10 protein-coding genes are annotated in these 13,510 nt (G+C 51.0%); all 10 read left to right on the top strand.

Annotation, left to right across the window (positions count from 1 at the left end; translation table 11 throughout):
* The first annotated feature begins 318 nt into the window (after nucleotides 1–318).
* The 10 genes from DESTI_RS09005 (at nucleotide 319) to DESTI_RS08960 (ending at nucleotide 12,926) form a co-directional block, all read left to right on the top strand.
* Complete coding sequence (locus DESTI_RS09005; RefSeq protein WP_014809655.1) at nucleotides 319–1,026, top strand: DUF72 domain-containing protein; 708 nt, start codon at nucleotides 319–321, stop codon at nucleotides 1,024–1,026.
* A gap of 177 nt (nucleotides 1,027–1,203) precedes the next feature.
* A complete protein-coding gene (locus tag DESTI_RS09000) occupies nucleotides 1,204–1,893 on the top strand; it encodes an alpha/beta hydrolase family protein (protein WP_014809654.1) in 690 nt (229 codons plus the stop codon).
* 424 nt (nucleotides 1,894–2,317) lie between these two features.
* The gene (locus DESTI_RS08995; RefSeq protein ID WP_014809653.1) at nucleotides 2,318–5,032 is read left to right on the top strand and encodes a molybdopterin-dependent aldehyde oxidoreductase; all 2,715 of its coding nucleotides are present in this window, start codon (nucleotides 2,318–2,320) and stop codon (nucleotides 5,030–5,032) included.
* Between the two features lie 295 nt (nucleotides 5,033–5,327).
* Nucleotides 5,328–7,649: a pyridine nucleotide-disulfide oxidoreductase/dicluster-binding protein gene (locus DESTI_RS08990; protein WP_014809652.1), complete on the top strand. Its 2,322-nt coding sequence runs from the start codon at nucleotides 5,328–5,330 to the stop codon at nucleotides 7,647–7,649.
* Nucleotides 7,646–7,858: a DVU_1557 family redox protein gene (locus DESTI_RS08985; RefSeq protein WP_014809651.1), complete on the top strand. Its 213-nt coding sequence runs from the start codon at nucleotides 7,646–7,648 to the stop codon at nucleotides 7,856–7,858. Before DESTI_RS08990 ends, DESTI_RS08985 begins: the two co-directional genes overlap by 4 nt.
* 5 nt (nucleotides 7,859–7,863) lie before the next feature.
* Entirely contained in the window at nucleotides 7,864–8,595 is a 732-nt protein-coding gene (gene trsM / locus DESTI_RS08980; RefSeq protein ID WP_041286943.1) for a DVU_1556 family methyltransferase, read from the top strand.
* A 344-nt stretch (nucleotides 8,596–8,939) separates the two neighbouring features.
* Nucleotides 8,940–9,362, top strand: a complete 423-nt coding sequence (locus DESTI_RS08975; RefSeq protein WP_237671469.1) for a DVU_1555 family C-GCAxxG-C-C protein — start codon at nucleotides 8,940–8,942, stop codon at nucleotides 9,360–9,362.
* On the top strand, nucleotides 9,362–10,729 hold the full coding sequence (trsS, locus tag DESTI_RS08970; RefSeq protein WP_014809648.1) for a radical SAM (seleno)protein TrsS: 1,368 nt from the start codon (nucleotides 9,362–9,364) through the stop codon (nucleotides 10,727–10,729). Before DESTI_RS08975 ends, trsS begins: the two co-directional genes overlap by 1 nt.
* A 3-nt stretch (nucleotides 10,730–10,732) precedes the next feature.
* A complete protein-coding gene (locus DESTI_RS08965) occupies nucleotides 10,733–11,797 on the top strand; it encodes a DVU_1553 family AMP-dependent CoA ligase (RefSeq protein ID WP_014809647.1) in 1,065 nt (354 codons plus the stop codon).
* Nucleotides 11,781–12,926 carry a DVU_1551 family NTP transferase gene (locus DESTI_RS08960; protein ID WP_014809646.1) on the top strand — a complete coding sequence of 382 codons (1,146 nt, stop codon included), beginning with the start codon at nucleotides 11,781–11,783 and terminating at the stop codon, nucleotides 12,924–12,926. Before DESTI_RS08965 ends, DESTI_RS08960 begins: the two co-directional genes overlap by 17 nt.
* Nucleotides 12,927–13,510 lie beyond the last annotated feature (584 nt).

Below are 13,510 nucleotides of genomic sequence, written 5' to 3'. Positions count from 1 at the left end.
GCAAACACCATAAACCACGATGACAGCGAAAAATGCTCTCTCACGGCAGAAACCTTCGCCCATCGTGGACTTTTCCCATGAGATGAATCAGATGGACCTTTCATCACTTCAGTACTAATATTAATTTAAATTGTTACATGGAGGTGGGATATTGAAGAACTCGGACAGAGATAATTTGTCAGAAGTGTAACGATTTCTTGGAGAAACTGCTGCGCCTATTATGCCTGCACAATTGAAATACTCTAGTTTGTGACCGGATCTAATAGTATAGGCGCCGCGGTTCTGTCCCGTTGAACAACACGGGGACGGGAGCATCCGATGCAATTATATGTCGGTACCAGCGGTTATAGTTATAAGGAATGGAAGGGATCCTTTTATCCGAAAAATCACCCTGACAAAGATATGCTACGATTTTACGGGGAGAATTTACCTGGGGTGGAGATCAATAATACATTCTACCGCATGCCCGGGACAACTACGTTGGAAGCATGGGCTCAACAGGTTCCTCCCGACTTTCGTTTTGTTCTGAAGGCCCCTCGAAAGATAACTCACAGCAGTCCACTCAAACAGAAAAACGATGAGGTCGATTATCTGTTCAAAGTCTCTGCCACGCTTGGCGAAAAGCTTGGGGCGGTTTTATTTCAATTGCCGCCCTACTTGAGGAAGAATATCCAACTGCTTTCAGATTTTACAGGTCTGCTGCCGTCAAGCCCCAGAATTGCATTCGAATTCCGGCACCCATCCTGGTTTGATGACGAACTCTACGAATTGTTGCGCAAAAAAGGTTATGCAGTTTGCTGTTCGGATGTGGAAAATGAAGAAATCAGCCGATTCGTGGTTACCGCTAATTGGGGCTATCTTCGTTTGCGTAAGGCGAATTATTCGGAAGAAGAGCTTCTCCAGTGGGCACGCAAAATCAAGTCCCAGAATTGGCAGACAGCGTATGTTTTCTTCAAGCATGAAGATGAACCGACTGCTCCACTATTGGCGAAACAGTTTCTGGAGATTGCGGCACGCAGTAGATGATCTTCTTGCTCATTTCATCTAAACCGAGGCCCGCTCCGCAGCGACTATCAACCGGTAGCCACAGATTCGTGATTCGTTTAATATAAAGATAATTTTGGGGGAAAGCATTAGAAGGTCTGATGCGCAAGAAACGCATTCGCGAACGTGCCGGGCGTTCCCGGCGGATGGGTGGTCAGGATGATCGAGCACGAGATTCGTTTCGCGGCAGGTAGGGATTTAGGCGAAGTCAGCGCTCTCCTCATGCGGCCCGAAGACGTACGCTGGCTTCTGGTGCTGGGACATGGAGCCGGAGCCGGGGTCCGTAGTGAATTCATGACTGACATAGCCCTAAGTCTGGCGAACCACGGTATTGCCAGTCTCAGGTATAATTTTCCTTACATGGAACAGAGAAAGACAGCCCCCAACCCCCAGTCGGTTCTCGTGGAAACTGTTCGTTCTGCGGTTTCAGCCGCTCAGGAGCACTCGGACAACTTGCCCTTATTGGCCGGAGGCAAATCGCTCGGCGGTCGCATGACGTCAATTGCCGCATCCGAGGCAACATTGCCCGGTGTTAAGGGCATTGTCTTCCTGGGGTTCCCACTGCATGCTCCGGGAAAGCCGTCAAACCATCGCAGCGAACATCTATTCAAGGTCGGCGTACCTATGTTGTTTCTCCAGGGGACGCGCGACAGTCTGGCCGACCTCAGTCTTTTGCGTCCTGTTTGCGATCGATTGCAGGCACAAGGCAAAACGGTACTCCATGTCATTGATGGTGCAGATCATGGATTTCACGTTCCCAAGAGATCAGGCCGAACTGACAAAGATGTTTTGGAAGAACTAGGAAAAGTTGTTTCCGATTGGTCAGTCCAACTGGAGCACACCAGATAATCGGTTTTAAACGACGAAGCATTCACTGTCTTAATAACTGACACGGACGAATTACGTCACAATTGACATATATGTCTTGACCGACATAAAAAAATCTTGACAGCCTTGAGGTACAAAGCTACGCTTTAAGTGTCCTCGTACGTTTCTTCTTTCATCCAGGCATATCACGACGAGTCATACGACTCGTACAAACGCAACTACTGCATTCATTTAGTACGTTTCCGAGGGAAGGCACCACAATGGCGAAAAATCTTTTGGAATCCAGGAGATGCCAATGTGTCGGGGATTTATTTATTCGAGGACACCGGAGCTTCGCACCCATATGGGAAGTGCGAGTTCCCGTTCCACAATTTGAAACGTCTTCAGTTGCTGGATCGGCCTGCGAGTTTTTTTGAAAGACTGTCGGTTCTAAAAGGAGGCAGAAATGATCAAAAGGAATGTCACTCTTAATGGCGTAAACAAAATAGTAGTTGCAGACCCTGAGGCTTCGTTGGCTGACGTCGTACGAGGCCAATTGGGTCTGACAGGCACGAAAATAGGATGCGGAACCGGCCAGTGTGGCTCGTGTTCCGTCATTATGGACGGCAAACTGATAAAGTCCTGCATGACTAAGATGAAAAGAGTACAGGAGGGTGCCAATATCCTCACCATCGAGGGTATCGGGACGCCCGACAATCTCCACGCTCTGCAGTTGTCCTGGACTGTTCACGGCGGGGCCCAATGCGGATTCTGCTCGCCCGGTTTCATAGTGTCCGCCAAAGCGCTCCTGGACGAAAACCTGAATCCTACAAGGGAACAGGTGAGGGATTGGTTCCAGAAAAATAGAAATGCATGCCGATGCACAGGATACAAGCCGCTGGTTGACGCCGTAATGGATGCAGCGAAAGTTCTTCGCGGAGAGATAACTGCAGCGGAATTGGCTTTTCAGCTACCCGCGGATGGAAGAATCTGGGGAACCAATTACCCGCGCCCCTCCGCTGTTGCCAAAGTCACAGGTACCACGGATTATGGGGCAGACCTCATCTGCAAGATGCCTCCGGGAACCCTGCATCTCGCGCTGGTTCAAGCTAAAGTGTCCCATGCGAAGATTCTCTCAATCGATACCGCCGAGGCAGAGAAAATGCCCGGTGTGGCCAAAATTGTCACACACAAGGATGTCAAGGGAAAGAACCGAATCACCGGCCTTATCACCTTCCCTACAAACAAAGGGGATGGATGGGATCGGCCGATTCTGTGCGATGAGAAAGTTTTTCAATTCGGAGACGCGATAGCCATCGTGTGCGCCGACACTGAAGCCAATGCGAAAGCTGCAGCGGAGAAGGTCAATGTATTGCTCGAGGAACTTCCCGCATACATGAGCGCACCTGCAGCAATGGCTGATGATGCGATTGAAATTCACCCAGGAACACCGAACATCTATTACGAGCAGAAACGGGCTAAAGGTCAGGATACAAAGCCGCTTATGGAATCCGCTGCATATGTGGTGGAAGGAGAGTATTATCTCCAGAGGCAACCCCATCTGACAATGGAGCCGGATGTGGGTTTTGCCTATTTTGATGAAGAAAGCCGCCTCACGATCCATTCCAAGAGCATCGGTATCCATCTCCACCATGCCATGATATGCGCAGGACTGGGAACGGAGCCCGAGAAACTTCGGCTTGTTCAGAATCCTGCCGGCGGCACGTTCGGATACAAATTCAGCCCGACCATGGAGGCACTTGTGGGCGTCGCTGCAATTGCGACAGGAAAGCCGGTGGCTCTGAAATACGATTATTATCAGCACATAACGTACACCGGAAAGCGCTCTCCATTCTTCATTAAGCTCAAATACGGTGCAGACAAAGACGGCAAGATCGTTGCCATGGAAGGCGATTGGATCGTTGACCACGGTCCCTATTCGGAGTTCGGCGATCTGCTCACCCTTCGTGGTGCCCAGTTCATAGGCGCCGGCTATGGAATCCCCAATATCAGGGGTCTCGGTCAAACCGTATGCACCAACCATGCGTGGGGCTCTGCTTTTCGTGCCTATGGTTCCCCTCAGAGCTTCTTGGCTTCTGAATGTCTAATGGACGAGCTTGCCGAAAAAATGGGCAAAGACCCATTGGAATTGAGGTACCTGAACGTGTATCGTCCCGGAGATACGTCACCGACCGGACAAGCGCCGGAAGTTTACAGTTTCCCCGAGATGATCGACAAGCTCCGACCTCTGTATCAGGAAGCCCTGAAAAAGGCGAAAATGGAATCCACGCCCGAGAAGAAAAAAGGCGTCGGAATATCAATCGGCGTGTACGGTTGCGGTCTCGACGGGCCGGATTCGTCCGAGGTGACCGTTGAGCTTATCCCCAACGGAGTAAAGTTGATCAGCGCGTGGGAGGATCACGGTCAAGGAGCCGACATGGGTGCACTGGGAACGTGCCATGAAGCTCTTCGTCCGCTGGCTATCACTCCCGACAAGATCCAACTGGTCATGAACGATACGGCAATCACTCCGAATAGCGGACCTTCCGGTGGAAGCCGCCAGCAGGTTATGACAGGCAATGCCATCAAGAACGGCTGCGAGATGCTCATCAACGCGATGCGGAAATCAGACGGATCATACCGCACGTACGACGAAATGGTGGCCGAAAACATCCCCCTGAAGTATTCAGGGAAATGGACCGCTTCCATGTGCACCCCGTGCGATGAAAACGCCCAGGGAAGTCCCTTCGCAGTCTATATGTACGGCGTGTTTATGGCTGAAGTGGCCGTTGACACCAAGACCGGCAAAACACAGGTGGAGAAGTTCACTATCGTGGCGGATATCGGCAAAATCAACAACAGGCTGGTCGTAGACGGCCAGATCTACGGTGGAATCGCTCAGGGTATCGGGTTGGCTCTGTCGGAAGACTTCGAGGACTTGAAGAAACATACGAGTCTGATCAATTGCGGTCTTCCTTTCGCAAAGGACATACCCGACAATATAGACATTATTTACGTGGAATCCCCGAGGGAGCATGGACCATTCGGAGCAGCGGGCGTGGGCGAACTGCCCCTCACCTCCCCGCACGCCGCGGTGGCAAATGCGATCTACAATGCTACAGGCGTGAGAATCAGAAGCTTGCCCGCACTACCCGAAAAGGTGCTGGCCGGCCTCAAGTAACCGCACTCAAGGCAGTAAAATTGGGGAACCTTTTCTGTAGAAAAGGTTCCCCAAACCCTTCCAAAAAACTTTTAACATTTGTCTAAGTCACAGTTTTTCCTTCGGAAAAACTGTGACTTAGACAAATGCTAGAAATTCTTGGGAAGGGGCTCGGGGAAACACTTCTTACAAGAAGGGTTTCCCCGAATCTTGCTGCTTTGAATGCGCATTAAATATGAACGATGTTTCCTCCATTTTGCTCGCTTTGAAGTGCGTGGTATAATTTACGAAATCTTTTCGCTTGATATGAAACGCTATGGATCAACAAGAATTAAGGGAACTCGAAAGCCGCTGTATCCAAGAATGTGCCCCCTGGTGTAGCGCTGCATGCCCGGTGCACGTAGACGTTCGTGCCATGAACGCTGCCATCGCCAAGGGAGATTTTGCTGCTGCGCTCAAAATCTTCACCAAATCAGTCCCCTTTCCTGGAATCATCAGTCGTGTTTGCGACCATCCGTGTCAGGATTCGTGCAAACGAGGAGATGCCGGATCGACCATTTCGATTCGTGCGCTGGAACGTGCAGCTTTCGCTCAGGCTCCTGTGACAAAAGCCAGAGTGACACCTCTGCCTCGAAAGGACAAACGGGTTGCAGTCGTCGGCGGTGGATTGAGTGGCCTGACTGCCTCTCTCGATCTGGCGAAGAAGGGATATCAGATCGTTCTTTTCGAAGCCACCGACAGGCTGGGAGGAAGCTTGTGGGACTACCCTGAAACAGAGCTTCCGCGCGAGGCTATCCTCAGGGACTTCGATATACTGGCAGATCTTTCGGTCGAAATCCGTTTGAAAACCAGTGTCGGTCAAGACATACCCCTTTCGGATCTTCAAAAGGAATTTGATGCGGTCTATTTGGGCTCTGGATTCGGGAGCCGGAACGAAGGCGAACTGAACGTTACTGCAGATGCTCTCGTTCCTGTTACGCAAGAGACCTTTGAAACGAATGAGCCGGGAGTATTTGCGGGGGGAACCCTGGTCAGAGGCGCTAAAGAGCGCTCACCTATTCGTTCCATTTCCGATGGCAGGCGCACGGCGATTTCCATTGACCGGTTCCTGCAAAAAGTCTCTCTTACCGCTTCCCGTGAAAACGAAGGCTCGTACGAGACACGGCTGTACACCAGTTTGGAGGGAATTGAAGCTCTTCCCGAAGTGCCTCTGTCGAATGCTCCCGAAGGATACTCCGCAGAGGAGGCGGTGCAAGAGGCAAAACGCTGTCTCCAATGCGAATGCATGGAATGCGTCAAAGTGTGTGAATTTCTGGCGAGCTTCAAAGGTTACCCCAAAAAGTACATCAGACAGATCTACAACAATCTCTCCATCGTTATGGGCCAACGGCACGGAAACAAGCTCATTAATTCGTGCAGCAATTGTGGTTTGTGCAAAGAGGTTTGTCCGGAAGACCTCCACATGGGAGAAATATGCATAGCTGCCCGGGAAACCATGGTGGAACAGGGGAAAATGCCTCCCTCCGCTCATGAATTCGCGCTGAGGGACATGGAGTTCAGCAACAGCGACAAGTTTGCTCTCCATCGTCATCAACCCGGGATGGATTCCAGCAGATTCCTGTTCTTTCCGGGTTGCCAGCTTTGCGCTTCCAGTCCCATCAATGTAAAGCGAACCTATTCTTACCTTGCTGAACGGCTAACGGGCGGAGTCGGGCTCATGTTGCGATGCTGCGGAGCTCCCGCGGATTGGGCGGGCCGTAAGGAGGAGTTTGCTCGCGTTGTTTCCGGATTTGAGGCTCAATGGCTGGAAATGGGCAAACCCGAATTGATCGTGGCATGCTCCACCTGTTATTCCGTATTTAAAGCCCACCTTCCCCATGTGAAGGTGCAGTCTCTCTGGGAAACGATAGATACGCTCGGTTTACCTGATGTCCCTCGCATGGAAACTTTTGCCGTAGCTGTCCACGACCCCTGCACTTCCAGACACCATGACAGTATACAGGACAGCGTCAGAAATATCCTTCGTCGCCTCGGGTACGAAATTCACGAACTCCCTCTCAGCCGCAACACAACCGAATGCTGTGGTTTTGGAGGTCTTATGTATTTTGCGAACCGGGAGCTGGCGGAAAAAACGGTGAGACGCAGAATTTCGGAAAGCCCTCTCCAATACTTGGCATACTGCGCAATGTGCAGGGATCAATTCAGCTTTGAGGGCAAACCTGCCTGGCACTTGCTGGATTTCATTTTTGGCCCCGGAGATTTCGAGCATGCAGCGCAAAAGGGACCTGATTATTCGCAACGACGTGAGAATCGTGCAAGACTGAAACATTCCTTATTGAAGGATCTTTGGGGTGAAGATGTGGCCGAAGGTCGTCAACCGGTAAAATTGCAGATTTCCGAGCAGGTTCGAGACCTCATGGAACGTCGCATGATCCTGACGGAAGACATTCAGGAAATAATCGAATGGGCCGAAAGGACGGGATTCAAGCTTGTGAACAGTCATTCGGGCCATTTTCTCGCTCATCATACGCCGACCACCGTCACCTATTGGGTCGAGTATTCGCCGGCAGAGGACGGCTTCGTCGTCCATAATGCGTACAGCCACCGCATGGAGATTATGGAGGAATTGAAACCGTGAGCGAGTATGCAGATCCTCAGGAAGCTGCAGAGTGGATATGCGCCAGATGCAGCATACCTCTCGAAATGGCAAAAGTTGAAGTGGCATACCGGGGAAGCAAGTATCCCGTGAACTTGCCCAAATGCCCTCGCTGCGGTTTGGTGTTCGTTCCGGAGCAATTGGCCCTGGGCAAGATGGCAGAAGTCGAGAAGCTGCTTGAAGACAAGTGATACAGATGAGTTCCCTAAACTCCTGCAGAGTATACGAACGCTTGGCTGAAACCGAATGTGCCGCCGAAGGAATCAGGCCGGGCGGCCTTGCACTCACGGAACGAGCTGTGGCTCTATGCGGGTTCCCGCAGGGGTCAAGAATCGTCGACGTGGGCTGCGGGACCGGAGTCACCCTGAGGCATCTGACCGGCGTCCATCGTTTCTCGGCAATTGGAGTAGACGCATCTTCCCATCTTTTGCATCAAGCCTGTTTTGAGAACCATGATTTGCTGTTCGTTCGGAGCATCGCTGAAAGGCTCCCCTTCCCTGACGCATTCGCAGACGGCATTTTTGCCGAGTGTAGTCTCTCGACGATGAATGACCCGGAACGGGCACTGGACGAATTTCAGCGGCTCCTCAAGATTGGCGGCAAATTGATTATTACCGACGTGTATGCGAGGAATGCGGAAAGCAGTGGTCAGTTATCCTGCATGCCAGTGGAATGCTGCCTCAAAGGCGCTGTTTCTCGCACGAATCTTCTGGAGAGATTGTCATGTCGTGATTTCAGAATCGATCTCTGGGAAGACCATTCCGATCTGCTCACACGATTTGTTGTCCACCTGGTCTTTTCTTATGGTTCCATGGACGAATTTTGGTCAAGAATGGGCTTGAAGTCGGTCGATCTTAACGAGATGAATCGAACAATATCAGAAGCAAAACCAGGCTATTTCCTGCTCATTGCTCAGAAGACAACATGATTCTGAGTTCGCTTATGATTCCCAATTGACCGCCGCGGAGGCGGCAACGATTCACGGAACCACGAGTTATAGCAAGTGTATAAAACTGTGTCCAATTGCGAAAAGCACTTCTCGGCACTTGGTAGGTGCCGTGCCTCTGTGCCGGCACATTTTTCAAATACAAATCAAGCGGTTCCGGCCGGCAGGACGCCGGCCCCTACTGTTCATTTAAAGCACAATGTGTTCAAAAGGTCAGAAATTATGTCATCTGCTATAACGGGGACTCCATTGGATAATGTATTCTCAAATGAGCACAAAAAGAAAACTTTTGTACACGGTTCACAATAATGGACGAGATCTTTCGCATGTTGGAGTTGGCAGGACAGGGTTTTCATTGCAGCCAGATTCTGCTTTCGCTCGGATTGGACGCTCAGGGTAAGACAAATCCTGACCTTATACGGTCGATGGAAGGGCTCGCTGGCGGAATGGGTTTCTGCGGCGACATCTGTGGCGCTTTGACAGGCGGCGCCTGCTTGTTGGCCCTGTACGCGGGAAGAGGTAACCCGGATGATGAAGCAGACCCGAGACTCAACGATATGATCAACGAATTATTTGCATGGTTTACCCAGGAATTCTCCGAATGTTACGGCGGGATTCATTGTCGAGAGATCCTCGCAGACGATCCGAGGAACCAGACTTCGCGTTGTCCCCAACTTGTCACTCGAACGTACGAAAAGGTGAAGTCGCTCCTGCTTGAGAATGACTTCGACCTTTCCGAGGGTCGGTAATGTCCCTTCAGGATGCCCCTCATCCATTCCGGACGGAAAGCCTCTGCCCCGAATGCCTGGCACGGATACCCGCAATCCGAGTTGTGGATGGAAGTGACGTCTATTTGAGAAAGACATGTCCCGATCACGGAGAATTTCAAGTAATCCTCTGGCGCGGCGATCCATCCTACCAGAGCTGGGTACGACCGAAGATTCCAACCTACCCTGAGCGACCAGGTACCAGCGTTCGCGAAGGCTGCCCCTTCGATTGCGGCCTCTGTCCCGACCATCGCCAGCAGACGTGCACGGCATTATTGGAGGTGACATACCGATGCAATATGCGCTGCGCCTTTTGTTTCGCGAAAGCGGGCACATCTCAGGCTTCAGATCCGGATATGGCAACGATCAAACGTTGGTACGAAGCACTGCTCGCAACCGGGCACCCCTGCAATGTCCAGATTTCCGGTGGAGAACCGACTCTCCGTGACGATCTTCCAGACATTATCGCGCTTGGTCAGTCCATGGGATTCGGTTTTATTCAGGTGAACACCAATGGGCTCAGGTTCGGAACCGATCCCGCTTATGTCAAGCGACTTAGAAATGCCGGTCTTGCATCTGCATTCCTGCAGTTCGACGGGGTTTTCGAAGCCACTTACGTCACATTAAGAGGTGGAGCTTTTCTCGCATCTAAATTAGCTGCAATCGAATCGTGCCGTCAGGAGGGAATCGGTGTGGTGCTCGTTCCGACAGTAGTTCCAGGCGTGAACGATCAGGAATTGGGCGCTATTGTCGAATTTGCGTTTAAGAATCTTGACGTTGTCCGGGGTGTGCATTTTCAACCAGTGAGCTATTTCGGGAGATATCCGGCGATTCCATCCGATAATGACCGTATCACCATACCCGAGATCATCCGGAATCTCGAGATCCAGACCGACGGACGCCTGAAGACTCACCATTTCAAGCCACCTGGATGTGAAAATGCACTGTGTTCGTTTCACGGTACGTTTGTCCTCATGCCTGATAACCGCGTGCAAGCTTTGACAAGTCATGAGATTCCATGCACATGTAGTTCCGAAAATGCTGCAGAAGGTGCGGCAAAAGCACGTCGTTTTGTAGCTCAAAACTGGGCTCAGAGTGGGACTGCAACCGCATCAAGCGTCCAGGATGATGTGTTTTCCATGGGCGAATGGGACGTTCTGCTGGAACGAGCCCTCACCCATAAGCTGTGCATCTCAGGAATGGCGTTTCAAGACGTTTGGAACATCGATCTGGAGCGACTGAGAGATTGTTGCATTCATGTGGTTGCCCGAGATGGCAGGATCATTCCTTTCTGCGCCCACAACCTCACCAGTTCATCCGGACGTCCCCTGTTTGAAAGGGAACGGTGAGAAATGCAGAAAACGCCCCTGGAAAATTGGATCGCCTATAGGATGGGATTGAGCACAGGCAACTTCACTGAAAGCGATATGCGTGAATACCAGCTTGAACGTCTGCGAGAGACAATTGAGTACGTTGCCGAGAAGAGCCCGTTTTACCGTGGATTACTTCGGGGCTTTTCTGCGACGGATCTTCGGACTCTGGACGATCTGGAGCAGTTCCCCTTCACTACTCCTCAGGACATTCGGGACAAAGGTCCGCAATTCCCGTGTGTATCGCAAAGCGAAATCGAGCGAGTCGTAACGCTCATGGTTCCCGATGCAGCCGAGCAGCCGAGGCGTCTGCATTTTACTCGACAAGATCTTGAGCTCACGGTTGATTTCTTTCATCACGGGATGTCCGCCCTGGTTGAAACGGGACAGAAGGTACTCATTCTCTTGCCGGGGCCGAGGCCTGATTCCGTAGGCAATCTCCTTGCAAGGGGATTGAGTCGCATGGGTGTGAAAGGTATTGTACACGGTCTGGTTGAAGATCCATTAAAAGCGGTTCATGCAATTTTGCAGTCCGAAATCGAGTTCCTTGTCGGCCTTCCCGGTCAGGTATTATCCATTGCGAAACATCATGCTGCAAAGGACATTCCTTCTGCGCAAATGAAGGGGCTTTTGGTCGCACCCGACGCATGCCTGAGATCCCCCTATGTCCCGGATGCCATTATTGAAGAGCTGCAAAGGACCTGGGATTGTCCCGTATTCTGCCACTATGGTACAACTGAAATGGGATTCGGCGGAGGAGTCGAATGCCGGGCGTGCAGCGGATACCATGTTCGGGAAGCAGATCTGTATTTTGAAATTATCGATCCGAATTCAGCGCGGACAGTTCCGCAGGGCGAATTGGGCGAAATCACGTTTACCACATTGACGCGAAGAGGTATGCCGCTGGTTCGTTACCGAACGGGTCACTTCGGCAGATTTCTCAAGGAACCCTGCCCATGCGGGACTGTCCTGCCGAGAATGGAAAGAATGCATGCCTGCCCCGATTATAAATTGAGTCGGAACGGAACTCATGACACAGCCCGATGATATAGCAGCGCTTGTGCTTGCAGCCGGACTCTCTTCACGAATGAAGCGTTTCAAACCACTGCTCCCTTTGGGGCCGACTACAGTGGTGGAACGGTGCGTGAAGCTGTTCCGGGACGCGGGAATCTGCGACATCAGAGTGGTAGTCGGACACAGGGCGGATGATCTGATACCGCACCTGGAACGTCTGGGTGTTCGTTGGATTGTGAACAACCGTTTCCAAGAAGGAATGTTCTCCTCAGTGCAAGCGGGAGCCCACGATCTTGAGTCCTCCAGGAAAGCATTCTTCATGCTTCCTGTGGACATTCCACTCATTCGGAAGACCACGGTGCTGGACCTGTTGCAGGCCTTCAGAACAGAGGAAGGAGACGTCTGGCATCCCACCTTCATGGGGAGACGAGGGCATCCTCCTCTCATTTCGACGAAATTCCGGTCCGCTCTCCTCGTATGGGGAGGCGAAGGCGGATTACGAGCTTTCCTTGCAGAACAACACCCTCGGACCGTTGATGTGGAAGTAGCTGACGAGCACATTCTCATTGATATGGATTCACCGGAACACTATAAGGCCGCTCTTGCGAAATTGACGGAGTATGATTTCCCTTCCAATTCCGAGTGCAAGGTGTTGCTCACCAGGAAAATTCGAGTGGACTCGCACACTCTGGCACACTCGATGAAAGTCGCCCAAGTGGCGGTCCTTTTGGCTCGTGCCCTGAATGAAAGAAATTGCAGCCTGAACATGAAGTTGATTGAAGCCGCCGCATTGTTACACGACATTGCGAAAGATCGCCCCAACCATGCAGAAGAAGCGGCGAAAATCCTGAGAGAACTCGGGTACGATACACTGGGCTGGGTTGTGAGTCTGCATATGGATGTTCGTCCAACTCCAGAGGAGCCAATCTCTCCGCAGGAAATCGTTTGCCTTGCAGACAAAATCGTTCAGGACGACCGAATTGTTGCTGTGGAAGAACGATTCAAAGACAAGCTCTGGGAGAAATCACATCTGGCGGCTGCCCAGGACCGACGATTGTTGAACATCTTGAATATAAAAGGGCGCATCGAAAAAACTCTGGGAACTCCCATAGAAAACCTGCTGTCCTCGGCTCCGTCTCTGGTTAATGAGCTCATTAGATGAGGAGTCATTCGCGTTCAGGTTACAGCAATTTGCTTTCAAAGTTGGACGAAAATCCCCTCTACCCCCCTTTATCAAAGGGGGGAATGAGGGGATTTTGAATGCAAATTGATATCAATGCACCTCTCACCTGCTGCCGACATCGCATCGTCCCCGGCCGTATTGGCTCTGCCACGGGCCTTTTACAAGAAATATCTGCCTCACCATGAAAAATTACTAAAATTTTATTTTGTCTCTTGCAACGAAATAGCTTTTTTTGTATGCTCATTACTAAGGAGATGGGATTGTAATGACCGTTATCCGGAAGTGCTGTTTGTCCAATTGATATTGGAGGCGATTTATCGGCGTATTACTTGGCTTATATAAGTTGCTAGTGTGGTGAACATTCGACTAATTTCACTTTTTAGGGATACCAATTCTCTATAATTGATACCGAGAGGCGTTCATGAATACATTATCCAACTTCAAGAAGTAATCGGTTTGTTTAAAGAAATCTGGGATGCCAGTAGGCAATCTCAGAGTGCAGCTTTTACTCTATTGTATGGAGAAGCTCGTCTATGAGTATTCCATCTAAGCTGTAGAGATGA

It is taken from the genome of Desulfomonile tiedjei DSM 6799 (genome assembly GCF_000266945.1).
GTDB classification, from domain to species: Bacteria; Desulfobacterota; Desulfomonilia; order Desulfomonilales; family Desulfomonilaceae; genus Desulfomonile; species Desulfomonile tiedjei.
The sequence above is the reverse complement of the archived record's forward strand: the minus strand, read 5'-3'. Positions and strand labels throughout refer to the sequence as shown.

Bases quoted from the DNA above. Each gene is read 5' to 3' on its own strand.
- DESTI_RS09000 (WP_014809654.1), top strand. From the start codon at position 1,204: ATGATCGAGCACGAGATTCGTTTCGCGGCAGGTAGGGATTTAGGCGAA.
- DESTI_RS09005 (WP_014809655.1), top strand. From the start codon at position 319: ATGCAATTATATGTCGGTACCAGCGGTTATAGTTATAAGGAATGGAAG.
- DESTI_RS08990 (WP_014809652.1), top strand. From the start codon at position 5,328: ATGGATCAACAAGAATTAAGGGAACTCGAAAGCCGCTGTATCCAAGAA.
- DESTI_RS08965 (WP_014809647.1), top strand. From the start codon at position 10,733: ATGCAGAAAACGCCCCTGGAAAATTGGATCGCCTATAGGATGGGATTG.
- DESTI_RS08975 (WP_237671469.1), top strand. From the start codon at position 8,940: ATGTTGGAGTTGGCAGGACAGGGTTTTCATTGCAGCCAGATTCTGCTT.
- DESTI_RS08995 (WP_014809653.1), top strand. From the start codon at position 2,318: ATGATCAAAAGGAATGTCACTCTTAATGGCGTAAACAAAATAGTAGTT.
- DESTI_RS08960 (WP_014809646.1), top strand. From the start codon at position 11,781: ATGACACAGCCCGATGATATAGCAGCGCTTGTGCTTGCAGCCGGACTC.
- trsS (WP_014809648.1), top strand. From the start codon at position 9,362: ATGTCCCTTCAGGATGCCCCTCATCCATTCCGGACGGAAAGCCTCTGC.
- trsM (WP_041286943.1), top strand. From the start codon at position 7,864: ATGAGTTCCCTAAACTCCTGCAGAGTATACGAACGCTTGGCTGAAACC.